The organism is Marinobacterium sp. xm-m-383 (assembly GCF_013283255.1).
Lineage (GTDB): Bacteria > Pseudomonadota > Gammaproteobacteria > Pseudomonadales > Balneatricaceae > Marinobacterium_E.
Genome location: NZ_WBYT01000004.1, coordinates 1 through 25,198, shown reverse-complemented (window position 1 = coordinate 25,198; position 25,198 = coordinate 1). Strand labels below are relative to the sequence as shown.

General features: G+C 50.2%; 21 protein-coding genes. 12 read left to right on the top strand and 9 right to left on the bottom strand.

The window, feature by feature from the left end; genetic code table 11:
• The first annotated feature begins 16 nt into the window (after positions 1–16).
• A complete protein-coding gene (locus XMM383_RS07570) occupies positions 17–1,072 on the top strand; it encodes a branched-chain amino acid aminotransferase (protein ID WP_371731502.1) in 1,056 nt (351 codons plus the stop codon).
• 36 nt (positions 1,073–1,108) lie between these two features.
• Here XMM383_RS07570 and glnE read toward each other — a convergent pair whose 3' ends face one another.
• Positions 1,109–3,964: a bifunctional [glutamate--ammonia ligase]-adenylyl-L-tyrosine phosphorylase/[glutamate--ammonia-ligase] adenylyltransferase gene (glnE, locus tag XMM383_RS07565; RefSeq protein ID WP_173494930.1), complete on the bottom strand. Its 2,856-nt coding sequence runs from the start codon at positions 3,962–3,964 to the stop codon at positions 1,109–1,111.
• 335 nt (positions 3,965–4,299) lie between these two features.
• On the opposite strand from glnE, the gene XMM383_RS07560 reads away from it, so the two are divergent.
• From XMM383_RS07560 to XMM383_RS07545, 4 genes are all read left to right on the top strand, one after another.
• Entirely contained in the window at positions 4,300–5,316 is a 1,017-nt protein-coding gene (locus XMM383_RS07560) for an amino acid ABC transporter substrate-binding protein (protein WP_173480039.1), read from the top strand.
• Between the two features lie 74 nt (positions 5,317–5,390).
• The gene (locus XMM383_RS07555; RefSeq protein WP_173480038.1) at positions 5,391–6,611 is read left to right on the top strand and encodes an amino acid ABC transporter permease; all 1,221 of its coding nucleotides are present in this window, start codon (positions 5,391–5,393) and stop codon (positions 6,609–6,611) included.
• 9 nt (positions 6,612–6,620) lie between these two features.
• Entirely contained in the window at positions 6,621–7,721 is a 1,101-nt protein-coding gene (locus XMM383_RS07550) for an amino acid ABC transporter permease (protein WP_173482814.1), read from the top strand.
• A 2-nt stretch (positions 7,722–7,723) separates the two neighbouring features.
• The gene (locus XMM383_RS07545) at positions 7,724–8,488 is read left to right on the top strand and encodes an amino acid ABC transporter ATP-binding protein (protein ID WP_173480036.1); all 765 of its coding nucleotides are present in this window, start codon (positions 7,724–7,726) and stop codon (positions 8,486–8,488) included.
• Positions 8,489–8,527: 39 nt separating this feature from the next.
• On the opposite strand, the gene XMM383_RS07540 is transcribed toward XMM383_RS07545, so the two are convergent.
• Positions 8,528–9,487, bottom strand: coding sequence for an asparaginase (locus tag XMM383_RS07540; RefSeq protein ID WP_173480035.1), 960 nt, complete (start codon positions 9,485–9,487; stop codon positions 8,528–8,530).
• A complete protein-coding gene (locus XMM383_RS07535) occupies positions 9,480–10,496 on the bottom strand; it encodes a CYTH domain-containing protein (RefSeq protein ID WP_173480034.1) in 1,017 nt (338 codons plus the stop codon). Before XMM383_RS07535 ends, XMM383_RS07540 begins: the two co-directional genes overlap by 8 nt.
• Before the next feature lie 119 nt (positions 10,497–10,615).
• Between XMM383_RS07535 and argE the strand changes: the two genes are divergently transcribed.
• Both argE and argA read left to right on the top strand, forming a co-directional pair.
• A complete protein-coding gene (gene argE, locus XMM383_RS07530; RefSeq protein ID WP_173480033.1) occupies positions 10,616–11,770 on the top strand; it encodes an acetylornithine deacetylase in 1,155 nt (384 codons plus the stop codon).
• Between the two features lie 2 nt (positions 11,771–11,772).
• Positions 11,773–13,110, top strand: a complete 1,338-nt coding sequence (gene argA, locus XMM383_RS07525) for an amino-acid N-acetyltransferase (RefSeq protein WP_173480032.1) — start codon at positions 11,773–11,775, stop codon at positions 13,108–13,110.
• Here argA and XMM383_RS07520 read toward each other — a convergent pair whose 3' ends face one another.
• The 3 genes from XMM383_RS07520 to XMM383_RS07510 are packed head-to-tail and all read right to left on the bottom strand — an operon-like array spanning position 13,111 to position 15,654.
• Complete coding sequence (locus XMM383_RS07520; protein ID WP_254442888.1) at positions 13,111–14,505, bottom strand: ATP-binding protein; 1,395 nt, start codon at positions 14,503–14,505, stop codon at positions 13,111–13,113.
• Positions 14,483–15,163, bottom strand: a complete 681-nt coding sequence (locus tag XMM383_RS07515; RefSeq protein WP_173480031.1) for a response regulator transcription factor — start codon at positions 15,161–15,163, stop codon at positions 14,483–14,485. Before XMM383_RS07515 ends, XMM383_RS07520 begins: the two co-directional genes overlap by 23 nt.
• Positions 15,160–15,654 (bottom strand): PepSY domain-containing protein, encoded by a 495-nt coding sequence (locus XMM383_RS07510; RefSeq protein ID WP_173480030.1) that lies wholly within the window; start codon positions 15,652–15,654, stop codon positions 15,160–15,162. The genes XMM383_RS07515 and XMM383_RS07510 overlap by 4 nt, the downstream gene beginning before the upstream one ends.
• Before the next feature lie 188 nt (positions 15,655–15,842).
• Here XMM383_RS07510 and ilvD point away from each other — a divergent pair, with 188 nt between their 5' ends.
• Positions 15,843–17,675 (top strand): dihydroxy-acid dehydratase, encoded by a 1,833-nt coding sequence (gene ilvD / locus XMM383_RS07505; protein ID WP_173488965.1) that lies wholly within the window; start codon positions 15,843–15,845, stop codon positions 17,673–17,675.
• A gap of 56 nt (positions 17,676–17,731) precedes the next feature.
• Here ilvD and uvrA read toward each other — a convergent pair whose 3' ends face one another.
• On the bottom strand, positions 17,732–20,554 hold the full coding sequence (uvrA, locus tag XMM383_RS07500) for an excinuclease ABC subunit UvrA (protein ID WP_173488964.1): 2,823 nt from the start codon (positions 20,552–20,554) through the stop codon (positions 17,732–17,734).
• A 141-nt stretch (positions 20,555–20,695) separates the two neighbouring features.
• Here uvrA and ssb point away from each other — a divergent pair, with 141 nt between their 5' ends.
• From ssb to XMM383_RS07485, 3 genes are all read left to right on the top strand, one after another.
• A complete protein-coding gene (gene ssb / locus XMM383_RS07495; protein WP_173494929.1) occupies positions 20,696–21,211 on the top strand; it encodes a single-stranded DNA-binding protein in 516 nt (171 codons plus the stop codon).
• Between the two features lie 69 nt (positions 21,212–21,280).
• The gene (locus XMM383_RS07490; RefSeq protein ID WP_173482818.1) at positions 21,281–21,907 is read left to right on the top strand and encodes a LysE/ArgO family amino acid transporter; all 627 of its coding nucleotides are present in this window, start codon (positions 21,281–21,283) and stop codon (positions 21,905–21,907) included.
• A gap of 8 nt (positions 21,908–21,915) precedes the next feature.
• Entirely contained in the window at positions 21,916–22,524 is a 609-nt protein-coding gene (locus XMM383_RS07485) for a LysE family translocator (protein WP_173480025.1), read from the top strand.
• On the opposite strand, the gene XMM383_RS07480 is transcribed toward XMM383_RS07485, so the two are convergent.
• Positions 22,513–23,286, bottom strand: coding sequence for a sulfite exporter TauE/SafE family protein (locus XMM383_RS07480; protein ID WP_173488963.1), 774 nt, complete (start codon positions 23,284–23,286; stop codon positions 22,513–22,515). The two genes, XMM383_RS07485 and XMM383_RS07480, sit on opposite strands and share 12 nt — an antisense overlap.
• Before the next feature lie 35 nt (positions 23,287–23,321).
• On the bottom strand, positions 23,322–23,819 hold the full coding sequence (locus tag XMM383_RS07475) for a hypothetical protein (protein ID WP_173488962.1): 498 nt from the start codon (positions 23,817–23,819) through the stop codon (positions 23,322–23,324).
• Positions 23,820–24,010: 191 nt separating this feature from the next.
• Between XMM383_RS07475 and XMM383_RS07470 the strand changes: the two genes are divergently transcribed.
• Positions 24,011–24,919: a dienelactone hydrolase family protein gene (locus XMM383_RS07470; RefSeq protein WP_173480022.1), complete on the top strand. Its 909-nt coding sequence runs from the start codon at positions 24,011–24,013 to the stop codon at positions 24,917–24,919.
• Positions 24,920–25,198 lie beyond the last annotated feature (279 nt).

The following is a 25,198-nucleotide window of genomic DNA, read 5'->3' as shown; positions in this document are numbered from 1 at the left end:
GGCTTACAATTGATCGATTAAATTTTGGCGCACTGTATCGACTCAACAGAACAGTTGTAATTTTAGGAAGATTTTCATGGCAGCATTTGGTTCTCTCTTTATGCCAGAGATGGCGATAACTTGGTTTGATGGCGACAGCTGGAGCCCAACTGAAGTGGTCGCTAGTGACTCCATCTCATTTCACCCTGGCGCACATGTGCTGCACTACTCAAGCACCTGCTTTGAGGGGTTAAAAGCATTTCGCCATGCTGATGGTTCAGTCAAAATTTTCCGTATGGACAAGAACATTGAACGCTTTGCGCAGAGCAGCCGCCTTCTTGGTTTACCTGAGATTGATAAGGGGCAGACGCAGCAAATGATCGAGTCAATCGTTCGTCAGTACGCTGCAGATGTACCAGAACCACCGGGTTCGATGTACATTCGCCCGACACACATTGGTACTGAGCCTGCAATTGGTAAAGCGGCGGTGCCATCGGTTACCTCATGTCAATACATCCTTCTATCACCTGTAGGTGATTATTTCGCAGGTGGCGATAAAGCACTTCGCCTACTGGTCGACGATGAAGCGATGCGCTGCCCTCCACACATGGGCATGATCAAAAGCGGTGGTAACTACGCTGCAGCCATGGGGCCCATCTTAAATGCCAAAGCCCAATACCAAGCGGATCAGGTACTCTTCTGTCCTGGTGGTGACGTTCAAGAGACCGGCGCTGCGAACTTCCTGCTTATTGATGGCAACCAGATCATCACTAAAGCATTGGATGAGAGCTTCCTGCACGGTGTCACTCGTGACTCGATTCTGACATTAGCTCGTGATCTAGGCATGGATGTTCAAGAGCGCCAGCTTTCAGTAGATGAGCTTCTGGAACGTGCTGCAAAACCGGGTTGTGAAGCGGCTTTGTCGGGTACGGCAGCTGTTCTAGCCCCTGTAGATACTCTGATCTACAAAGATAAAGAGTACAAAGTCGGCAACGGTGGAATCGGCGAGACTACCGTTAAGCTTCGTCGTGCACTGAATGACATTCAGTGGGGTAAGGCCGAAGACCCGCACGGCTGGTTAACCCACCTATAAATTTTCAACTAAAAAGGGGCATCAGCCCCTTTTTATTTAGCGTATTTCTAACAGTACTTTCCAGATATTAGAAACGGCCTCTCGCATCTCAGACAGGGCATCTTTTGTTACCACTCCCTTCGCGTTTTGTAGAGTCTGGCGATGGCCTAATGCGCGGTAAGTTTTATAACTCTCGCTTAACACTTCAGCCTGGGTTTGATCCAAATAACCCGCATCCGCCAGAGCCTCAATAATGCGCACGTTATCAGTGAACTCATAAAGCGCAGCTGTCTCTTTAGCGTATCTGAGCACAAGGTACTGCACCGCAAACTCGATATCGACAATACCGCCAGCATCCTGTTTGATATTGAACGCTTCTGAACCCTCTGCAGTGCCAAGATGATCACGCATCTTCTGGCGCATTGCGATCACCTCTTCACGTAACGATTCAGCTTCCCTATCCTTACAAAGGACCTTAGCACGCACCGCTTCAAATTCGGCTTTAAGTCGACTCGACCCTGCCACTACACGGGCACGCACCAGTGCTTGGTGCTCCCAAGTCCAGGCTTCATTCAGTTGATAGGCCTCAAAGGCATTCAGGGAGCTGACCAATAGTCCAGAATTGCCAGAGGGTCGCAGACGCATATCGACCTCATAAAGCTGACCCGAGGTCGTGAAGGTGTTCAATATATGAATGATGCGCTGACCTAAACGCGTGAAAAAAACGTCATTGGCTATCTCTTTATTGCCCCCAGCAGTCATCAAATTACTGGGCGCATCATGCACAAAAACCAGATCCAGATCCGATCCATAAGAGAGCTCAATCCCACCCAATTTACCAAAGCCGATAATGACAAAGTCTTGATCGCATAGAACGCCTGCCGATCGCTGCGGCGTGCCATATTTGGTTGTCATATCTCGCCATGCGATCTCCAAAACCGCCTGGAGAATCGCTTCTGCTAGCCAGGTTAAGTAATCACTCACTTTCATCAGAGGCAAAGCACCAGTTATATCCGCAGCAGCCACTCGCAGAATATGTGCATTTCTAAAGTAACGCAGCGCTTCCATTAACTGCTCAATGTCATCCTCTGGGATACGCATCAACTGCTGTCGTAACTCATTGGATAAAGCTTGTGCGTCCGGTGGATTGAACAGTGATGATGCATCAATCAGCTCATCAAGAAGGACCGGTTGATGAGCTAGCTTCTCTGCAAACCATGGACTGGCTGAACAGAGCTTTACCAACTGCGCTCGAGCACTGGGGTTTTCGGCTAGCAGAAGAAGATAGGCTGAACGACGCACTACAGCTTGAATCAGCTGCAAAACCCGCTCCAAAGTCTCTTCTGCGTTTTCCACGCCCGACAGATCCCGGAGCAAACGAGGCAGCAGATCCAACAAACGCTCCTGCCCGACATTTTGCAACGCCTGTACCGTTCTTAACTGGCGCAGCGATACCAGTGCCTTCAACGCTCGATCGGTTTCGCTGTAACCCAGCTCTGTCAGATAGTGAGCCAGCGCCTCCTGATCTGCAAACTCCTCATGCCAGAGGCCCGTAAGATGCGCATCGCTCTCAGTTTGCTCGGCATTGCCTTCCTGATCCACTGGTGCAATAACATCTGCAAAGTGCTGTGAGACTCGACTTCGATGCTCATTTAGCTCTGTTAAAAGCGCCTCTGGACTCGTAAAGCCCATGGAGTAGGCAAGGCGCTGCATACCGAGATCATCAGCTGGTAGCTCTTGGGTTTGCTTATCTGCTTGCGCCTGAATCGCATGTTCCACATTACGCAGGAAGACGTAGGCATGGGTTAGCTCTGTCACAACCACGTCTGGAATGCCGACTACCTCTGGGAGAAGTGGCAATATGTTGCACAACTCTCGTTGCTGCAAACGTGTATCACGCCCGCCGCGGATTAGCTGAAAGGCTTGAGCGATGAACTCAACCTCGCGAATACCTCCGGCTCCCAACTTAACGTTATTCTCACGACCCTTTAAACGGTTCTCACGCTCAATCATCCCTTTCATTTCACGCAAAGATTCAAAGGCGCTGTAGTCAATGTACTTACGATAGACAAAGGGGCGCAGATCCTGCATCAACTGGGCGCCAGCTTCCTTATCACCCGCGATGATACGCGCTTTAATCAACGCATAACGCTCCCACTCACGCCCCTGTGTCTGGTAGTACTGCTCCATGGCATCAAAACTGGCAACCAATGGACCAGAAGATCCAAACGGACGCAGACGCATATCGACACGGAATACAAAGCCCTCGGCTGTGGGGGCATCTAAAACACGAATCAATCTTTTACCCAGTCGTGTAAAGAACTCTTGGTTGGATAGTGAACGGCGGCCACCTTGGGTTTCGCCATTGGCGGGGAAGGTAAACATCAGGTCGATATCCGAGGAGAGATTGAGCTCATGTGCCCCCAATTTGCCCATTCCAATGACGGCCATGCGTTGCAAATTTCCATCTAAGTCCATTGGCTCACCCAGATCTTTGACTAGATCTTGGTGCAGCCAATTCAATGCTGCATCAGTAGTGGCATCGGCCAGTTCGGAGAGCATCCGGGTGGTTTCTGTTAGATCGGCCAATCGGTTCAAGTCGCGCCAAATAATTCTAACCATGGCCAATCGACGCAGGCGACGCAGCGCAACACTCAGTGCCTCTTCACTCCCCACAGCTTCAACAGCCGCCAACACTTGCGCTGTTAAAGCACCTGTTGGAAGCTCACCAACATCAAGGTTTAACTGCTCAATCAATTCGGGATGACGCTGCAGCTGATCCGCAACATAGTCAGATCCCAATAGCACTCGATCTAACTCCGCCAACCGATTGTGATCTGATTCAAGCAGATCTCTTGCTGCTGAAACCTTTTGCTGCTGTTTTTCTAGGTAGTCATTCAATATCGCTGTCACTCAAACCACTCCGAAATCTTGCCAATAGGACTAATATACTGCGTTCAGTTATAAGAGGAACAGGACTTAAATCAAATTGCACCAATACTGTGCAAAAGCTCAATTTAAGCCCTACTTTAGTATTGACCTTTGAGTCAGAATGACACAATCTTAAAAGAGTAAGCAGAGTGCTGGCGTTGGGTATTAAAGATTATTTGATCAAAACACCCCGTTATACCGTAACTTTCAGACAATTTTTAACGATGAATGTCGATGAAAATGACTCACTGAAAATTGTTGGCACACTAGTTGCTGTGGAAAAAGAACAACAACCTACTCAAAAGAGGATCTACATAATGGCTAAGAAAGCTTTACTAACCGCTTCTATCCTTGCTGCAACAATGACTGCTGGTGCAGTTCAAGCAGCTACTCTTGACGATGTTAAGAGCCGTGGCACCCTAACTTGTGGTGTATCTACTGGTCTTGCAGGCTTCTCTCAAAAAGATGAGAACGGCAAATGGAGCGGTCTCGACGTTGATATGTGTCGTGCGGTTGCAGCTGCAGTACTTGGCGATTCAGAAGCTGTTCAATACAAACCGCTAACCGCTAAAGAGCGTTTCACTGCGCTAGCGTCTGGCGAAATCGACATGCTATCTCGTAACACGACTTGGACTCACACTCGTGATACATCACTAGGTATCAACTTTGCTGGTACTAACTACTACGACGGTGCGTCATTCATGGTCATGAAAGACCTAGGCGTATCAAGCGCAACTGAGCTAGACGGTGCAAACGCATGTATCCAAGCGGGTACCTCTACTGAGCTTGCAATCGCTGACTACTTCCGTGAGAACGGCATGTCATACAAAGCGGTTACTTTCGATACCTCTGACCAAACTCGTCAAGGTTTCGAATCAGGTCGTTGTGACTTCCTAACATCAGACGGTTCTCAGCTAGCGGCACTTCGTATCGGTCTAGCTAACCCAGGCAATGCAGTGATTCTTCCCGAAGTTATCTCTAAAGAGCCTCTAGGCCCAGTAGTTCGTCAAGGCGATGACCAGTGGTTCAACATTGTTAAGTGGTCTCTAAACGCAATGATCGAAGCAGAAGAGCAGAAGGTCACTTCTGCAAACGCAGCTGACATGAAAGCGAACGGCAACCCAGCTAACAAGCGTCTACTAGGTGCTGAAGGTGAACTAGGTGCTAACCTAGGTCTAAGTGCTGACTGGGCTTACAACATCATCACTCAAGTAGGTAACTACTCAGAGTCGTTTGAGCGTAACGTGGGTATGGATTCACCACTTAAGCTAGCACGTGGTATCAACGCGTCTTGGCGTGATGGCGGTATCCTATACGCACCAGCTATGCGCTAAAACCGAAGCGATCTAAAAAGGGGCACAACAGTGCCCCTTTCTGCGTGAAAGCACTCTATTTTTAGGTTAATTCAATGTTCAAACAAAAAACCATTGAAGAGGTTAAGTCAGCGAGCCGTAAATCGAGCTCCGGAACCACCTCCAACGCCTTTTATAACAACCCACGCATCCGCGGTTTCTTCTATCAGATCGCACTGGTCGCTGGGTTGCTCTATTTCTTTGGCACCATCATTGGCAACACGCTGGCCAACATGGAAGCGACGGGGATCAAAACCGGTTTCGACTTCTTAGGCGCAGCTGCAGGCTATGATGTCTTGATGTCGTTGATCTCCTTTGAGTCGACCGACACCTACGGACGAATATTTGTTGTCGGTTTCTTAAACACCCTTTTGGTCTCGGCCATCGGTATCTTCTTCGCGACGCTACTTGGATTTATCTTTGGTGTGGCGCACTTCTCGCATAACTGGTTGATTCGTAAGATTGCTCTGGTCTATGTAGAAATCTTCCGAAACGTACCGCTTCTGCTACAGGTGTTCTTCTGGTACTTCGCCGTTCTATCCAGTCTGCCTGGCGCTCGCCAAAGCTTGAGTTTAGGCGAAGCTGTGTTCCTCAACGTTCGCGGCCTCTACCTACCTAAACTGATTGGCGGCGATCTATCATCTTTGGTCTGGATCGCTTTAGGCGCTGCCGTTGCAGGAATTTTTGTACTGCGTCGCTGGGCCAAAAAACGTCAAGAGCTGACCGGCCAACAGTTCCCTGTGCTGAAGACCAGCATCGCCATGGTGATTCTATTTCCATTAATTGTTGCAGCGTTAACGGGCTTTCCATTCACCGTTGAATACCCAGCTCTAAAGGGCTTTAACTACTTCGGTGGTATTACCGTCATCCCAGAGCTGATGTCGCTTGCCATTGCGCTGTCGGTCTACACTGGTGCATTCATTGCCGAAGCCGTGCGTGCAGGTGTGCAATCGATTCCACACGGTCAAACAGAAGCGGCTCGCAGCATTGGTTTGCGTGAGAATAAGATCATGTCATTGATCATCGTGCCTCAGGCAATGCGTGTCATTGTGCCGCTACTTAACTCCGAGTATCAGTCACTGGTGAAGAACTCTACGCTAGCGGCGGCGGTCGGTTATCCCGATCTATTCAACGTATTTGTCGGCACCGCTCTTAACCAGACTGGACAAGCGATTGAGACCATCTTTATGACCATTATCGTCTACTTTGTGGTCAATATGGTGATCTCGTTCCTCATGAACCGATTTAACAGCGCGGTTGCGTTGGTGAGCCGATAGGAGAGCATAATGAAAGAATTTCAGCCTATTGCAGCCCGCCCGGCACCGATTAAAACCGTCGGTTTTACAGCCTGGCTGCGTGACAACCTTTTCTCTTCGATCCCGAACTCGGTCGTAACCCTTTCAGTCATTGCACTGTTGGCTTACTACCTACCACTTATCTTTGACTGGGCTTTTTGGTCGGCAAATTTCACCGGCACCACAGAAGATGCCTGTGTCAAAGAGGGGGCTTGTTGGGTCTTTATTAACGCTTGGTCTTACCAATTCTTCTATGGGACTTACCCTGTTGAAGAGGTATGGCGTATCAACCTAACCCTAGTCTTACTAGTGATGGTGATTGCGGCGTCATTCACGCTACCAAAATCGATTCGCCTGAAAGCTTCCATCACATCTTGGTTACTACTACCGATTGTGGGTATCGCTATCCTAGATGGTCGTTGGTTAGGTCTAGAGGTTGTCAGTACTGACCTTTGGGGTGGATTTACGCTCAACGTCTTTATGGCAGCCGCCAGCATTATCGTCGCCTTCCCATTCAGCTTCCTGTGGGCTTTGGGCCGTCGCTCAGAGATGCCATTTATCCGATCCGTTTCAGTTATCTTTATCGAGTTCTTCCGTGGTGTTCCGGTACTGTCGCTCTTCTTCATGGGCTCAGTCATGCTGCCACTCTTCTTTGCAGAAGGAACGAACGTCGATAAGTTGATTCGTGTCTGGTTGGTATTGATCTTCTTCATGTCAGGTTACATGGCAGAAGTGTTCCGTGGTGGTTTCCAAGCTGTCCCGTCGGGTCAATACGAAGCGGCAGATTCGATCGGCCTTAGCTACTGGCAGAAGATCCTGTTGATCATCTTGCCGCAGGTTATCAAAGTGTCGATGCCGAACATTCTGGCTACCTTTGTCATGCTGTTTAAGAACACAACCTTCTTGTTGATCATCGGCATCCCAGAAGTCGTTCAAACACTACAGACAGCTCTGTCTAACTCCTACTGGCTAGGTGGCCATGCGCTTGAAGGTTACCTATTCGTCTTCCTCGTGTTCTGGGGAAGCTGTTTCAGCATGTCGGTGCTTGCTCGCCGCATCGAACGTCAAATGAATACTGATAAGAGAGACTAATCATGACCGCAACTAACTCAGCAGCAGACTCTCAAGATGTCATCGTTATTGAGAACCTAAACAAGTGGTACGGTAATTTCCATGTACTACGTGATATCAATCTGCGTGTTAAAAAAGGTGAGCGTATCGTTATCTGTGGCCCGTCGGGCTCAGGCAAATCGACCACCATTCGCTGTATCAACCGCCTAGAGGAGTTCCAAGAGGGATCTCTAGTGGTTGACGGTGTCGAGATGATTGAAGATGTTAAGAATATCGAAAAGATCCGCCGCGACGTGGGCATGGTGTTCCAGCACTTCAACCTATTCCCGCACCTAACCATTCTGGAAAACCTAACACTCGGTCCGATCTGGGTTCAGAAGAAGCCAAAAGCGGAAGCTGAAGAGATCGCAATGAAGTACCTAGAGCGCGTTAAGATTCCTGATCAGGCTGATAAGTACCCAGGCCAGCTATCGGGTGGTCAGCAGCAGCGTGTCGCGATTGCGCGCTCCCTCTGTATGAACCCGAACATCATGCTGTTTGATGAGCCGACGTCAGCTCTCGATCCTGAGATGATCAAAGAGGTACTCGACGTCATGGTTGAGCTCGCTGAAGAGGGTATGACCATGTTGTGTGTGACACACGAGATGGGCTTCGCTAAGAAAGTTGCTGACCGTGTCATCTTCATGGATGCAGGACAAATTGTGGAAGAGAATGAACCCAACGAGTTCTTTAACAATCCACAGAACGAGCGTACTAAACTCTTCCTAAGTCAGATTCTGGGGCACTAATACAGAGCCTTCACCCCTCAATGAAGGCTAAAGCTCTTCTCAGGGCTGAAGCTCTCCACAAAGCGGTTGTTGCCATTGGGCCTCAACCGCTTTTTTGTCTAAGCCTTTTGCAAACAGATAGTGCAGCTTGGCAAAGGCCGCTTCAGGTGTCATATCAAAGCCCGGCAATGCGCCCAACTCTGCTAACAAAGCTCCGGTCTCATAAGCCCCTGGAATGACTCGACCTTTCAGACACTGGGTCATGTTGACCAACAGCACACCTTTCTCATGAGCACGCCTTAGTGCATCGCCAAAGTCACTGCTGGTCGTTGGAATATTGCCACTGCCAAAGCTCAACAACACAACAGCTCGCAGGCGATCATCCGTCAGAAGCCCATCCATGATAGCGGCAGACATTCCGGGGTAGATCAAAAGGGTCGCGACTGCGCCCTCTTGGTAGCCCAGCACTTCTGGAACCGCAGCTTCATGGATAGATGAGATCTCACCGTTTGGCATCTCAAAAGCGACATAGTCCTGAGCATCCACTTTTCGAACGCGGTTTGCCTGAAGATTAAGTCCGCCAAAACAGACACGAACGCCTTCAACATCAGGCTGGGCCAGATAGCTAAGCGAATCCAACAGGTTAGTTGGCGCATCACTGCCCTCAACACCTAAGGGGTACTGAGATCCCGTCACCACAACAGGCTGACTCAAACCCAGCAGCGCAAAGCTTAACGCCGATGCGGTGTACGCTAAGGTATCCGTGCCATGAATCACAATAAAGCCGGCATAGTGATGCTGTTCAGATAGGATCGTTTCGCAGATGCGCGTCCAATCATTTAAACGAAGATCGGAACTGTCGATGAGGGGAAGCAGGTCGACGAGATCAAATGAATAGTGCGCCAACTCTGGTACCTGTTCTCGCAGCCGTAATTCAAGATCGGCAGCGGGCGCCAGCCCGGCTTCACCTAGCACCATACCAAAGGTGCCACCGGTATTAATGATCAGAACCTTATTCATCACCCGCTCCTTGAGTCGTTTCACGAATGAAGTGAGCCGTTCTGAGCGCTAACTGACCGATTGAAGGATCATTCAAAAGATCAGCAGAGATCGATCGTGATCTCTCTTGAATGGTCTTATAAAAGGTTGGAGTGGAGCCGCTGAAATAGGCCAAATCATAAAGAGGCATGACTCGAGTAAGCAGTGCTTCGTACTCCTTCAGCAGCCCTGCAGAGGCTTCTAAATCACTTAACTGTCGCAACAGTGCAATCTGTTGTTCCAGGGCAGAACAGAGGGTGGTAATGACCGTTGGTGCGAGAGTGATTGGAATCAATTCATAACAGCGCTGCCAACAGATGGTCATGGCCGAGAGGCGCTCAACACGCTCAGCCAAATCGCCACGCTCCATGATAAGCGATGGCAACTCTGGGGCAGGAGGGTGCTCGAATCGTAGCTCCCAGCCACGCTGCGCCTTGCTACGCTGACCAATCCACAGTGGGCTCAATCGAGTCAATTGTTCAGCAAGATCAAACAGAGCACTGGCATCGCCCTGTTTTAGCTCTAACTCCACTTCAGAGATCGGCTCAATACGATTACCGGTTCGTACTTCACCCTGATCACAAGCGATCTCGATCTGCGTCTGTTCGCGTTGATAGAGCCAAGTTGTGCGCTTAAAGTTGGTTGAAAAGACAGGGTAGAGGCTGTCACTGTCGAGATCGGCGGGCAGCAACTCCTTTAGAAGATCCAACTTGAGATTGGGCCCATCGATCACCCACTCATATTCACCACGAGTGGAGAGCCCCGATGCATCGGTTATCCCAGTCGTTTTCAAAGTCTGCAGCCACTGATCGCCAGATTTACGAATGCGCAGCGCCATTTTCATCCGTTTCAAAGACTCATCCGGCGTATCGTAGTAGAGATTGAGAAGGAGCTTTGATTCACTGGGTAAGTCACTTAAAAACGGCAGTGCGCAGACCTGTGCTGCCACAGTCGGAAGGCAACCTAACTTTAACTCAAGCTCTTTGGACATGATTCCATTCTCAATAACGCGGATGTTTAAGCCATTGTACAAGAGTTTTGAGCTCTGAATCAGTGACCAACGCACTGGAACAGGATAAAGTCAGATGAAATATTTATGGAGAGCCGACCATGCCCATGCCACCCAAGCCGATAGAGATGATCAGTTCACTGATAGCTGTGCCCTCTATCAGCTCAACCACACCGAAATGGGATCACTCAAACCTCGGCGTCATTGAGTTACTGCACAGCTGGTGTGAATCGCTAGGGTTTCAATGTGAGGTGATGCCGGTTCCCAACAACCCAGGCAAAGCCAATCTAATAGCAACCTTGGGCACAGGACCTGGCGGTCTCGTTCTCTCTGGCCATACCGATACTGTGCCCTGTGATCCAGAGCTGTGGAAATCAGACCCTTTTAAAGTCGAAGAGCGTGATCAAAAACTGTATGGGCTGGGCACCTGTGACATGAAAGGCTTTTTAGCACTGGCGATTGAAGCCGCCAAGCAATACAAAGATACACCCTTACAAGCACCGCTGATCATTCTCGCAACAGCCGATGAGGAGTCCTCGATGTCTGGGGCAAGAGCCTTGGTCGATGCGGGCAAACCCAAAGCACGTGCTGCGTTGATCGGCGAGCCGACCAGCCTGAAACCGATCAGAATGCATAAAGGCATGATGATGGAAGCGGTTCGCATTGAGGGGCAAGCGGGTCACTCATCCGATCCATCGCTTGGGGCCAATGCGCTAGAGGCGATGAGTGGTGTGATGAATGAGCTGCTCACAATACGCAGCGAGCTTCAGTCTAAGTATCAGAACTCAAACTTTAGAATCGACGTCCCGACCATGAATTTGGGCTGTATCCACGGTGGTGATAATCCCAATCGGATCTGTGGGCAGTGTGAGTTGGAGTTTGACCTTCGCCCGCTACCTGGCATGTCGATGGATGGACTGCGAAACCTAATCAGCGATCGGCTCAAGCCGATAGAGCAGAAGCACAGAGTGGATCTGAGTGTTCGCTCACTATTCCCCGGCATCCCTCCGTTTGAACAGAGCGAAAGCGAATTTGTGGCATGTGTCGAACGACTCACTGGACACAAAGCGGAAGCGGTCGCATTTGGCACAGAGGCGCCCTTCCTGCAGCAGATGGGGATGCAGACACTGGTACTCGGACCTGGGTCGATTGATCAGGCTCACCAGCCAGATGAGTTCTTAGCGCTGGATCAATTCGCTCCAACCCTCGATCTGTTGCATAATCTAATCAATCAATACTGTGTGAAAGGCTGTTAACGATGGATAGCTCATCGAACTATGTGAAGTGGTTTAGGCACTCATCACCCTACATCCACCATCATCGTGATAAAACGATGGTGATGATGCTGACGGGTGAAGCCGTTGCCAGCGACAACTTTGCTAACATTATTCATGACATTGCGCTGCTGAATGGCTTAGGTGTTAAGCTCGTTCTGGTGCACGGTGCGCGCCCACAAATTGATCAACGCCTTCAAGCTGCCGGCAAAGAGGTTAGACTGCACCACGATCAGCGTATTACCTCACCCGACCTAATGGGTGATGTCATTGATGCCGTGGCCAATGTCAGAACCGAATTTGAAGCACGCCTCTCTATGAGCCTTGCCAACACACCGATGCACGGCGCCAAAATACGTGTTGTTAGTGGCAACTTTGTTATGGCTAAACCGCTGGGTGTTCTTGATGGCGTGGACATGGGATTAACCGGCGAGCTGCGTCGCGTCGACAGTGAAGCGATTCAGCAGCAGTTAGCCCTAGAGAACATAGTGCTGGTGACCAACCTGGGTTACTCACCGACTGGAGAGATCTTCAACCTATCGGTTGAGGAGGTCGCAGTGAATGTAGCGACAGCATTGAACGCCGACAAACTTGTGCTGTTTGGCGCACAGCAGGGTATACGTGATAGCCAAGGCGAGTTACGCAGTGAACTGCTCGCGTCGACGGCTAAACGTCTGGTTTCGCACTATTTAGCGAATATTGATGACCCGACTCAACCACACTCCGAGATCGCTTGTCTGCTTGGTGCCGCGGCCGATGCTTGTGAGCGTGGTGTGCCACGTTGTCACCTAGTGAGCTACCAAGAGGATGGTGCACTGCTAACGGAACTGTTCACCCGAGACGGTTACGGCACAATGGTCAGCCGCCACTCCTATGAGCAGGTCAGGGAAGCGAGCATCGATGATGTCGGCGGTCTGATTGATCTTATCGCCCCTCTAGAGCAGGCCGGTGTGTTGGTGCGCCGCTCTAGAGAGCTGCTCGAATCTGAAATTGAGCGCTTCTCTGTCATTGAACGAGATAATGCGATCATTGGCTGTGCCGCCCTCTACCCCTTCCATGAAGAGGGCGTTGGTGAGCTTGCCGGAATAGCCGTCAGTGATGAGTATCGTGGTGGTGAACGTGGTGATAGTCTGCTTGAGCACATTACTGAGCGAGCTAAAGCCATTGGCCTTAAAGAGTTGTTTGTACTGACAACAAGAACCGCACACTGGTTCTTGGAGAGAGGCTTTGTAGAGCGCGATTTAAGCGCACTACCCACTGAACGTCAGGCGCTCTATAACTTTCAAAGAAACTCAAAAGTCTTCTTTAAAATCTTGGAGTAATCACTCCTCACCAGCCGGAAGGCGGAGTCTAATCTGGGCTCCGCCAAGCTCCGACTGCGCTATTTCGATACCCCCGTTGTAACTGCTGACAATATCCGTCACAACGGCTAAACCTATGCCCTGACCAGGTCGAGAGGTGTCGAGACGAGCACCTCGTTCAATGACAACCTGATGTTCCTCTGTCGAGATAGCTTGGCCATCATTCTCTATAACAATCTCTAACCACTGCTGCTCTTGCGTCGCAGAGAGACGAACCTGATGATCACAATACTTAAAGGCGTTCTCAATCAGATTACCCAGCATCTCCATCAGATCTCGTTCATCACCCGCGAAGAAATGATTTAACCCTTCACGCTCGACATCGATCTCTTTTGCGGCATAGACCCGGCCAAGTGCATTAACAATACGATCGACCGACAACAGCAGGCTGGTGGCGCCTGTCATAGCCTGCTCTTTAGACTTCACCGCACGGCTCAATTGATACTGCACAATCTGAGTCATGCGATCACTCTGCTCTTCAACCAAGCGTTTATAGCTCGATTGCGAGTGTTGCTCTTCTCCGGCACCACGAATCACTGCCAGTGGTGTTTTAAGACTGTGTGCAAGGTCGCCTAGGGTGTTGCGGTAGCGCTCTCGTTGCGAGCGCTCGGATTCGATCAGGCGGTTCAAGTTCTTGGTAATACGCTCCACCTCATAGGGATAGACACCTTCAAGCTTCTCCGCATCACCCTGCTCAATCATAGAGAGGTCGTCCGCAAGATCATCCAAGGGTTTCAGACCCCAACGAAGAATAAAGAACTGCAGCAAAAGAGCCAGCAAGTAGACCGCTAATAACCAACCCCACAACTGGCGTTGGAAGGCTAGCAGCTCTTCCATCGCGGCCGCATCTGAACTCACTATCGCGATGGTGTAACGAAACTCCTTCTCTTCAATCTCCCAAACCAGTGGGTAGACGTAGAGGTAGAATCCTTGATCTTTTAAGTGCTGAAATCGACTACTGCCCGGCTCCGGCTGGATGGTTGAAACCTGAATGAGAAACTGCTCTTCGAGCAGTGCACTCGACTCAGACTGCCAACGCAATAGACCTTGAGCATCGAACACCAGCCCTGATAATCCAGATTGGACCTGACTGAAACGCGGCTCTTGAAGGCGGCGTGGTAGGACGAGCTCCCCCTCCACCAGATCAGCGGACCCCAAAATACCATAGGTTTGCAGTTGCGCTTGGGAGCGCTCCGATGCAAACAGACTGCTCTCGTAGGCGTTCTGCAGTGCTGCACCGGCGAAAATAATCAGAATAGGGAGCAGCACAATCGACGCCCAAAGGAGTCGAGTCTGCAGAGATCCGGGCACCCATTTGATGCCCGAAAAGAACTTATTCAGAGGCTTCCAGAGCAAAACGATAGCCTAGACCTCGGACGGTCATGATCGGATGCAAGGTCTGATCAGGATCCAGTTTTTGACGAAGACGACGAACAAACACTTCCAACACATTGGAGTCGCGATCGTAATCTTGATGGTAGAGATGCTCAGTCAACTCAGCTTTAGAGATTGTCTTACCGGCGTGCACCATTAGGTACTCCAATGTGCGGTATTCATAGCTGGTCAGTTTAATTTCTGAGCCATTAACAAATACGGCACGTGCGACCGTATCCAAAGTAATGGGGCCAAAGGTCATCTGCGGGGAGGCGTGACCAGCTGCACGACGAAGCAGTGCATTCACGCGCGCATTCAGCTCTTCCATGTGAAAAGGTTTAACAAGGTAATCGTCAGCGCCCGCTTCTAACCCCTCTACCTTATCCTGCCAATCACCGCGTGCCGTAAGAATCAAAATAGGAAACTGTCTCTGCGCTTTACGCCAGCCTCGAATAACATCAAGGCCTGACATGCCGGGTAGGCCAATATCGACAATCGCAAGATCGTATTCAAACTCACTGCCCTGGTAGAGCGCTTCGTTACCATCACCGCAATCTTCTACAGTATAAGCACGACCCGATAGACCGCTGACTAGCTGACGACGTAGATCCGGATCGTCCTCAACGACGAGTATTTTCACTGTGCAGCCTCCTCACTTAAAGGAGCTTTCTCGCTTACAGGAACATCCTCGGTTACCGTATCCGATTCAGCTTCTGCAGCAAGCGGCTCTTCAAGAGGCTTAATAATGTCACCATTAGCTGCATCAATAACGACGTCTTTAACACGCCCTTCGTTAACAATACGGATAGTGAAAAGAAGCAGTCCAGCTTCGTCCGGTGTCTCTTCCGCTTTCACCACTTCACCACCGAATGTGTCGATGGCCAGATCAGCTGCAGCCTTGAGATCAAAGGGCAATTGCACATCAGCCACACTCACTTCAGCGGCACTGGTCGACTCAGGGGTGACAACAGGATCAATGACACCTTCAGGAATTGCAACGGCTTCAGGCGAAGTAACATCTGCTTCAACAACAGCAGTAACCGCATCGGCCACGGCCTCTTTATCAGCGGCACTAGCAACAGAAAACCCCAAAAACACGGGGCTCAACATCAACAAAAATAAGTGTTTCAAACACTCCTCCAAACACGAGGATAGTACAATGATTATTAGAATAACTCAGCACATATTAATTGAGTCTGAATCGGTAAAAAACCCTACTCAGAATAAGGAACCTGCGAACAAGTCTTTAAGCTGATCATTTCGTTCAATCTGATATACTGAGTGGATAATTTTTTGGCGTAATCAAAAGAGAGAAGACGATGCCACAGTACCGTTCAAAAACATCCACCGCTGGCCGCAATATGGCTGGTGCCCGCGCGCTTTGGCGTGCAACTGGCATGAAAGATGATGACTTTCACAAACCGATCATTGCCGTAGCCAACTCATTTACTCAGTTCGTTCCCGGCCACGTTCACCTAAAAGACATGGGGCAGCTAGTCGCACGTGAGATCGAACGTGCGGGCGGTGTTGCAAAAGAGTTCAACACCATTGCCGTCGATGACGGCATCGCGATGGGCCACGACGGTATGCTCTACTCTCTACCTAGCCGTGACATCATCGCCGACTCAGTGGAGTACATGGTGAACGCACACTGTGCCGATGCCATTGTCTGCATCTCTAACTGTGACAAGATCACACCGGGAATGTTGATGGCCTCTATGCGCCTGAACATCCCTGTTATCTTCGTCACCGGCGGCCCAATGGAAGCCGGCAAGACAAAACTAGCAGAGCACAAACTCGATCTAGTCGATGCAATGGTACTGGCAGCCGATCCAACGGCTTCCGATGAGACAGTAGACGCCGTTGAGCGCTCAGCCTGTCCAACCTGTGGTTCTTGTTCTGGTATGTTTACGGCCAACTCGATGAACTGTTTGGCAGAAGCTTTAGGTCTTGCTCTACCAGGTAACGGTACGGTCGTGGCAACCCACGCTGACCGTGAAAACCTCTTCCTAGAGGCAGGCCGCCGCATCGTTGAGATGGCAAAGGACTACTACGAGAATGACAACGAACGCGTTCTACCTCGTAGCGTTGGATTCAAAGCCTTTGAAAACGCGATCACGCTGGATATCGCAATGGGCGGTTCTACCAATACCATTCTTCACCTTCTAGCGATTGCTCAAGAGGCAGAGATCGACTTCACATTGGCTGACATCGATCGTCTTTCACGCGTCGTCCCACAGCTCTGTAAAGTGGCGCCAAATACACCTAAATACCACATTGAAGATGTACACCGTGCGGGTGGCATCATGGCCATTTTGGGTGAGCTCGATCGTGGCGGCAAATTACACACCGACGTTCCAAGCGTAGCTGGTAAAGATATGGCTGAAGTGCTCGACAAATGGGACATCATGCGTAATCCAACACCGGAAGTCGTTGAGTTCTACAAAGCGGGTCCTGCCGGCATTCCAACTCAACAAGCCTTCTCTCAATCGACGCGCTGGCCATCTCTTGATGGGGATCGCGCCGAGGGTTGTATCCGTTCAGTAGAGCACGCTTTCTCTCAAGAGGGTGGCCTAGCGGTACTGTTCGGCAACCTAGCTCAAGATGGTTGTGTTGTGAAAACAGCCGGTGTTGATGACTCGATCCTTGTGTTTGAAGGACCCGCACACATCACCGAATCTCAAGACGAAGCGGTTGATCACATCCTAAACGACCAGGTCAAAGCGGGTGACGTTGTCATTGTTCGTTACGAAGGCCCTAAGGGTGGCCCAGGCATGCAAGAGATGCTCTACCCAACGTCATACATCAAGTCTAAGGGTCTAGGTAAAGCCTGTGCTCTACTTACTGATGGTCGTTTCTCGGGTGGTACTTCAGGCCTATCGATCGGTCACGTCTCACCAGAAGCTGCTGGTGGCGGTAACATCGGTCTTGTTCGAGATGGCGATATGATTCGTATCGACATTCCGAATCGCACCATCGATGTGCTTGTCAGCGATGAAGAGCTAGCGACTCGTCGCGCAGCTCAAGATGCTGCGGGATGGAAGCCTGCTAAAGAGCGTCCTCGTAAAGTCTCTGCAGCGCTAAAAGCCTACGCGAAACTCGTTACGGCAGCAGATAAGGGTGCCGTTCGCGATCTTAGTCAGCTGGACTGATCTCAAGCGACATAAAAAAGCCGGCAGATGTGCCGGCTTTTTTGTAGCTGTCGGTTTTAGAGCATCGGTTTCAGGAAACGCCCTGTCTCGGACCCTTGAGTATCAGCCACCTGCTCAGGGGTTCCTTCAGCGACAATACTACCACCGCCACTGCCACCTTCAGGCCCCAAGTCGACTATCCAATCCGCCGTTTTAATCACATCGAGGTTGTGCTCGATGACAACGATGGTATTGCCGTGATCGCGCAGACGATTGAGAACAGTCAACAACTGTTCAATATCATAGAAGTGCAGACCAGTCGTCGGCTCATCGAGAATGTAGAGTGTTTTTCCCGTATCACGCTTAGAGAGCTCTTTGGCCAACTTAACGCGCTGCGCCTCACCACCGGACAGGGTCGTTGCCGCTTGGCCTAATCGGATGTAACTCAAGCCGACATCAATCAGAGTCTGTAGTCGGCGAGCCAAGGCTGGGATAGCGTCAAAGAACTCTCGTGCGTCCTCAACCGTTTGATCCAACACTTCGTGGATGTTTTTACCCTTGTACTGAACTTCCAGAGTTTCGCGGTTGTAACGCTTCCCTTTACAGACATCACAAGGCACGTACACATCCGGTAGGAAGTGCATCTCTACCTTAATAACACCATCACCTTGACAGGCTTCACAGCGTCCGCCTTTAACGTTGAAGCTGAATCGGCCAGGTTTGTAGCCACGTGAACGAGCCTCTTGGGTACCGGCAAACAGCTCACGTACTTGAGTAAAGATACCGGTGTAAGTTGCAGGGTTTGAACGAGGGGTACGACCGATTGGACTCTGATCGATATCGATCACCTTATCGAAGTGGTCCATACCGACCACCTTCTTATACGGAGCTGGCGTTAAGGTCGTCGCGTTATTCAGTTCCGTTGCCGCAATCGGGTAGAGCGTATTATTAATTAGTGTCGACTTACCAGAGCCCGATACACCGGTGATACAGGTAAACAGGCCAACCGGAATCTCTAGGTCGACGTTTTGCAGATTGTTACCAGAGGCCCCAAACAGTTTGAGCGACTTCTTAGGATCACGCTCATGGCGCTGCTTGGGCACCTCAATGGCACGCTTGCCGGAGAGGTATTGACCAGTAAGTGAGCGCTCACTGTTAACGATATCCTCATAGCTTCCAGAACCAACAACCTCGCCACCGTGTACACCGGCACCAGGACCAATATCAATAATATGATCAGCTTGGCGGATCGCATCCTCGTCGTGCTCAACGACAATCACGGTATTACCCAGGTCGCGTAGATGCTCAAGCGTCTTCAAAAGACGCTCATTATCGCGTTGGTGCAGACCGATAGAGGGCTCATCTAGGATGTACATCACACCGACTAGACCGGCACCAATCTGACTGGCCAGACGAATACGCTGAGCTTCGCCGCCTGATAGAGTCTCTGCACTGCGCTCTAGAGAGAGGTAATCAAGTCCGACATTGACAAGGAAGCTGAGTCGTTCACGGATCTCTTTCAGCACTTTCTCTGCGATCTCGCCCTGTTTTCCCTCTAGCTTCAAGCCATTGAAGTAGTCCAATGCTGAACCAATGGGGTAACGTACAAGCTCTGGCAGTGTCTTGTCATCGATGAATACGTGACGCGCTTCACGACGCAGACGACTGCCAGAACAACTCGGACAAGGCTGCATGTTGATGTACTTCGCTAAGTCATCACGCACCATGTCTGACTCAGTCTCTTTATAACGACGCTCAAGGTTATTAATAACCCCTTCAAAAGCGTGTGATTTAGAGACGATATCGCCACGATCATTCAGGTAGCGGAATGGTACTGTCTCAGTACCGCTGCCATAGAGGATCACCTCTTGATGCTTTTTAGACAGATCCTTAAACGGCGTATCGATATCAAAGCCGTAGTGTTCGGCAACTGCTTTAAGCTGTTGGAAATAGTAAAGCGTGCGTCGATCCCAACCACGAATTGCCCCTTCAGAGAGCGTCAGAGTGTTATCTTGAACAACCTTGTTGGGATCAAAATACTGCTTAACCCCCAAACCATCGCAGCTTGGGCAAGCGCCGTGTGGGTTGTTGAAAGAGAAGAGGCGCGGCTCTAGCTCTTGAATGGAGTGCCCACACTTAGGACAAGCAAAACGCGCAGAGAAGATCATCTCTTCGCCCGCACCCTCATCCATCCAATCAACCGTTGCCAGACCGTCGGTAAGATTGATGGCGGTTTCAAACGACTCAGCAAGACGTTGCTGTAGGTCAGATCGCACTTTAAAACGATCTACGACCACATCAATACGGTGCTTCTTGTTCTTATCGAGCGCCGGGACATCATCTAAATCAACAACCGTGCCATCAATACGAGCTCGAACAAAGCCTTGGGCTCTTAACTCATTCAAAGTGTGCAGATGCTCGCCTTTACGATCCTGCACAACAGGTGCCAGTAGCATCAGTTTAGACCCCTCTGGCAGTGCCAACACTTGGTCGACCATCTGACTGATAGTTTGCGCCTTTAGAGGTAGATCATGATCAGGACAACGCGGTTCACCCGCACGAGCGTAAAGAAGGCGCAGGTAGTCATAGATCTCAGTAATGGTACCGACCGTTGAACGCGGGTTGTGGGAGGTCGACTTCTGCTCAATAGAGATGGCCGGCGAGAGACCTTCAATGTGGTCCACCTCGGGTTTTTCCATCATCGATAGGAACTGACGCGCGTAGGTAGAGAGTGACTCGACATAACGTCGCTGTCCCTCAGCATAGAGCGTATCGAAGGCAAGTGAGGACTTACCAGATCCCGATAGACCGGTGACTACGACTAACTTATCGCGGGGTATCTCTAGATCGATCCCTTTAAGGTTATGGGTGCGCGCACCGCGTACCAGAATTGTGTCCATTACTGCTCCGGCCGTGAAAAAACGAGTACTATATCATGCAGTTCAATACGACAGATAAGTAGATTGCAATTACGGCTGAATCGCCGCTTTTGATCTGTTAAAGTAACCTAAATTGATTAAAGTTTTTGTGCGGAGATAAGAATGGCACGCGGTATTAATAAAGTAATTCTAGTGGGTAACATTGGTGGTGACCCAGAGACTCGTTACATGCCAAACGGTGGTGCGGTGACCAACATCACACTGGCAACCAGTGACTCTTGGAAAGACAAGAACACGGGGCAAATGAACGAACGTACCGAGTGGCACCGCATTGTATTCTTTAACCGCCTTGCTGAGATCGCTGGTGAGTACCTTCGCAAAGGTTCAAAAGTCTACGTTGAAGGCGCACTGCGTACCCGTAAATGGCAGGGTCAAGATGGCCAAGATCGCTACACTACTGAAATCGTAGCGAGCGAAATGCAGATGCTAGATGGCCGAAATGGCGGTGGCGAAAACATGGGCGGCGGTTACCAACAGCAGGGCGGCGATATGGGTTACAACCAACAACCTCAGCAAAGTGCACCGCGTCAACAAGCGCCTCAGCAGGCGCCGCAACAACAAGCCCCGCAACAGCAGCCTCCTGCGTTTGATGACTTTGATGATGACATCCCGTTCTAAGCGATCGCTTAGATAGGATAGCCATCAAGAAGCCACGAACTCCGTGGCTTCTTTTGGTTTGGACCGACTATGACATTGCTACCGACTGCTTACATTACAGGTGCCATTACCGGAGCGAGCTTAATCGCTGCGATTGGTGCTCAAAATGCCTTTGTATTAACCCAAGGAGTTAAGCAGCACTACTTTTGGCAGATTGCCCTCACCTGCGCATTGATCGATACCCTGTTAATTTTTGCGGGTGCCGCCGGCATGGGTGCTTTAATCAATCGCTCCGAGCTATTTTTAACCTTGGTTACCTGGGGCGGTGCTGCCTTTTTGATACTCTATGGATGCAAAGCAGGGTTGTCGGCACTCAAAAGCAACACTCTACAAGCTAATAAAAGCGCAGGTTTTAGCAGCCTCTCTACAGCATTGATGGCAACCGCAGCCTTAAGCCTGCTTAACCCCCATGTCTACCTAGATACTGTGGTACTACTGGGCAGCATTGCAGGGCGTTATGACAGCCTAGACACTTATTGGTTTGCAGCCGGTGCATCCAGTTTCTCTCTGCTCTGGTTTTTAACCATTAGCTACGGTGCGAGAGCGCTTACACCTCTGTTTGCCAATCCACTGGCTTGGCGCGTATTAGATTGCCTCGTAGCCCTTACTATGTGGACAATAGCTTACCTGCTGTTAACCGACTCTTTAGGGAAATAGGGAGAGATATGAACGAAGCTCAATGGTGGATATTCCTTCCAGCCTGTATCGGGATGAACTTTTTCCCTGGTCCCAATAACCTGATAGCACTGATACATGGGACACGCACTTCACTCTTTGCTGCATCAGTTGCCGGTCTTGCGCGTCTACCCGTCATGGTGGTGATGCTGGTTCTGCTTGCTTATGGCCTAGAAGCGCTGCTTGCACTGAGCGAACACGCTTTCTTTGTTATGAAGCTAATCGGTGCCGCTTACTTGCTCTACATGGCCTGGCAATCACTCCGTGCACAGGTCAACCTGAACAGTGTCGATGCACAAGAGACAAAAATCTGGGAGATGGCTCGATCAGAAGCGATCGTCGCCTCAACCAACCCTAAGTTGATCCTGATCTTCACCGCCTTCTTTCCACAATTTATGGATCCAACAGCCAATATCGCCGAGCAGGTTACTGTCATGGGCGGGACGTTTATTGTGATAGAGATCGGTGCGTTAATTGCTTATGCATCGGGTGGCCGCTGGTTACAGAAAAAACTCGCTGATGAGTCAAACACTAAGTGGTTGGCGCGTTTCACCGCAACAGCATTAACGGCCGCGGCTGGTTTGGTGTTAATGCCATAAAAACGATTCGATCCCCTGCCACAGTAATCGCAGCGCAAGCAGAGTAATGACCAGTCGAAACAGCTGATTAAAGAGATCAGAAGAGATCTTGTGCAGAATGTTGAGTCCGACCCAAGTGCCTATTGCGCCCGATAGGATCATCAATGAGATGAGGGGCAGCCACTCAAGAAATGAGAATCCAACAAACGCGAACACAACACCCTTTAATAGATGTTGCCCCGTCAATGCAGCGGCCATTGTCGCTACTTTCGATAGCTTATCCGCTCCAGTGCGGTAGACAAGCCCTCCGACTAAAGGGCCGGTTGCTCCAACAAACATCGAGATAATCGTGGTTAACCCACCTGCTACAACTGCCCCTTTTGGAGAGAGACCACCCCCTTTCGGTTTAGGCCCCCAAACGATCCATAATATAAATAGGCCAACCGCAATTTGAATCCACGTCAGGGGCAACTGAACGACGATGAACGACGCAATCACCGCTCCTATGACGGCACCCGCCATAAATTGAGCGATCAATGGACGATCAATATGGCGCCAAGTCAGCAGTGCACGATTAAAATTAGAGCCAAATTGGACCAATCCATGCACCGGAATCAGTGCAGCAAGCGGCATTATCTGCGCCAAGACCGCTAGCAACAGCGCGCCGCCACCAATGCCAAGCGTTGCCGTTAGCAGCGAGGTAAAGCCTGAAAGCACAATTAGAAACCAAGATTCTGATACGGTCAGCAAATCGGGTAGCAGGGCGTTAATGGATGCGAGCATAGTAAATAAACTGTTAATGGAATTTTGACGCGGTCTTAATGGACCAGGGCCGGCTGAGTCACTGAGGGGGACTGCTGAAGCCAACTAGGCCATTTATCATAGTGCCACTCAGCGACCTCAAATAGCCGGTGCATAATATTTAGCCACTGACGAGCATTAACACGAGGCATGGCAAGAGTGGCACACTCCTCATCACAGAATAGCTTTAACGTCAGTTGCTCATGCGAGACATTCAGATCAACACGATTGATTAACCACTCAGAACTGCCCTCTATCGCCTTAACAGGTGCCTCTTCGACCTGAGCTTGTTGAGCACGGTGTTGAGTAAATGATTGAAGAGTATCCGACTCAGGACGCCCCACTGTCTCTGATTCAATCGCTTTAACCATCGCCTCAATGAGGCGCACCAAAAGACGACGCGTTAGCCAAATGACAATCGTTTGCTGCTGACTCTCTTCGACCACCATTCGAATTCTGTCCTCAGAGGGTGAAAACTCGGTGGTGAAGCGGTTAATCGTGAAATCTGATGGCATATTAGAATTAGATAAACGGAACGAATGGCACGCAGCCCGACACAAGCAGGGCCGTTAATAAAAATATCATTAGGCGCATTTCAAAATCCTAAGCTATAAATAAGAGACTCATTATAGAGTTTGCTCCAGTAGTAAGAAACCGACGCATAGGCAAAAGAGTATCTGTAAATCATCAGCACAGGAGTGCAACCATGGATATGCAACAAAAAGAACAAACCCCGCTGACCATTCCTCAGGTCGCGTTTGATTGGTACGACGAATATGCACACGGTGATATTGACCGACGCACCTTCCTAGCGCGCTTAGGCACTTTAGGCATTGCAGGATTAACCCTTGGCGCAATGACGACAGCACTGACACCAAACTACGCCCTGGCGGAACAGGTCTCATTCAATGATCCCGAAATCAAAGGGAGATATGTAGAGTTCGAGTCGCCTGAAGGCCATGGAAAAGGGCGCGGATACCTAGTTGTTCCAGCAGGGGTCGATGAGATGAATGATGCGCCGACCGTACTGGTTGCCCACGAGAACCGTGGTTTGAATCCATACATCGAGGACGTCGCTAGACGTCTGGCCAAAGCAGGCTATATCGCCTTTGCACCCGATGCTCTCTATCCATTGGGTGGTTACCCAGGCAACGATGACGAAGGCCGCGCAATGCAGCGTACGTTAGAGCGAAGCAAAATCGTTGCAGACTTCATTGCAGCCGCTCAGTTTATTAAGAATCACGAGTTCAGCAGTGGCAAACTGGGTATGGTTGGATTCTGCTTTGGTGGCTACCTAGTCAATCAACTAGCGATCGATCTAGGATCAGATTTGAACGCCGGTGTTCCCTTCTATGGAACGCCTGCTGAAGACGGATTTGAGAAGATCACTGCTCCATTACAGTTCCACTTTGCAGAACTGGATAAGCGCGTGAATGGAACCTGGGTCGACTACCAGCCTATATTGGATAAGCTAGGTAAAACTTATACCGCTCACACCTACGCAGGAGTGAACCACGGCTTCCACAACGACTCGACTGCACGCTACAGCGAAGCTGAAGCAGAGCTGGCTTGGGAGAGAACCTTGGCGTTCTTTGCAGAGCATTTGAGAGGGTAGTTGGAGCGGTCTTGCGAAGGCCGGGAAGGTTGGGCGCGTAATTGGACAGCAGATGACAGGCTAAAGCCAGTCACTGGTGTGCTTAACTCACTACGAAGCTACGGTGACTGGCCTTCAGCCTGTCATCCGCTATTGACGTCGGCAGAGACTTTTTAAAACCGTTGGAGCGGTCTTGCAAAGGCCGCGATGGATTTGGCAGAGATCCTTTACGAAGCTCTCAATGACCTACAATAGGTGCCGAGCGTTGCTCGTCATCGCTTCGCGACGCTTGCAGCGCCT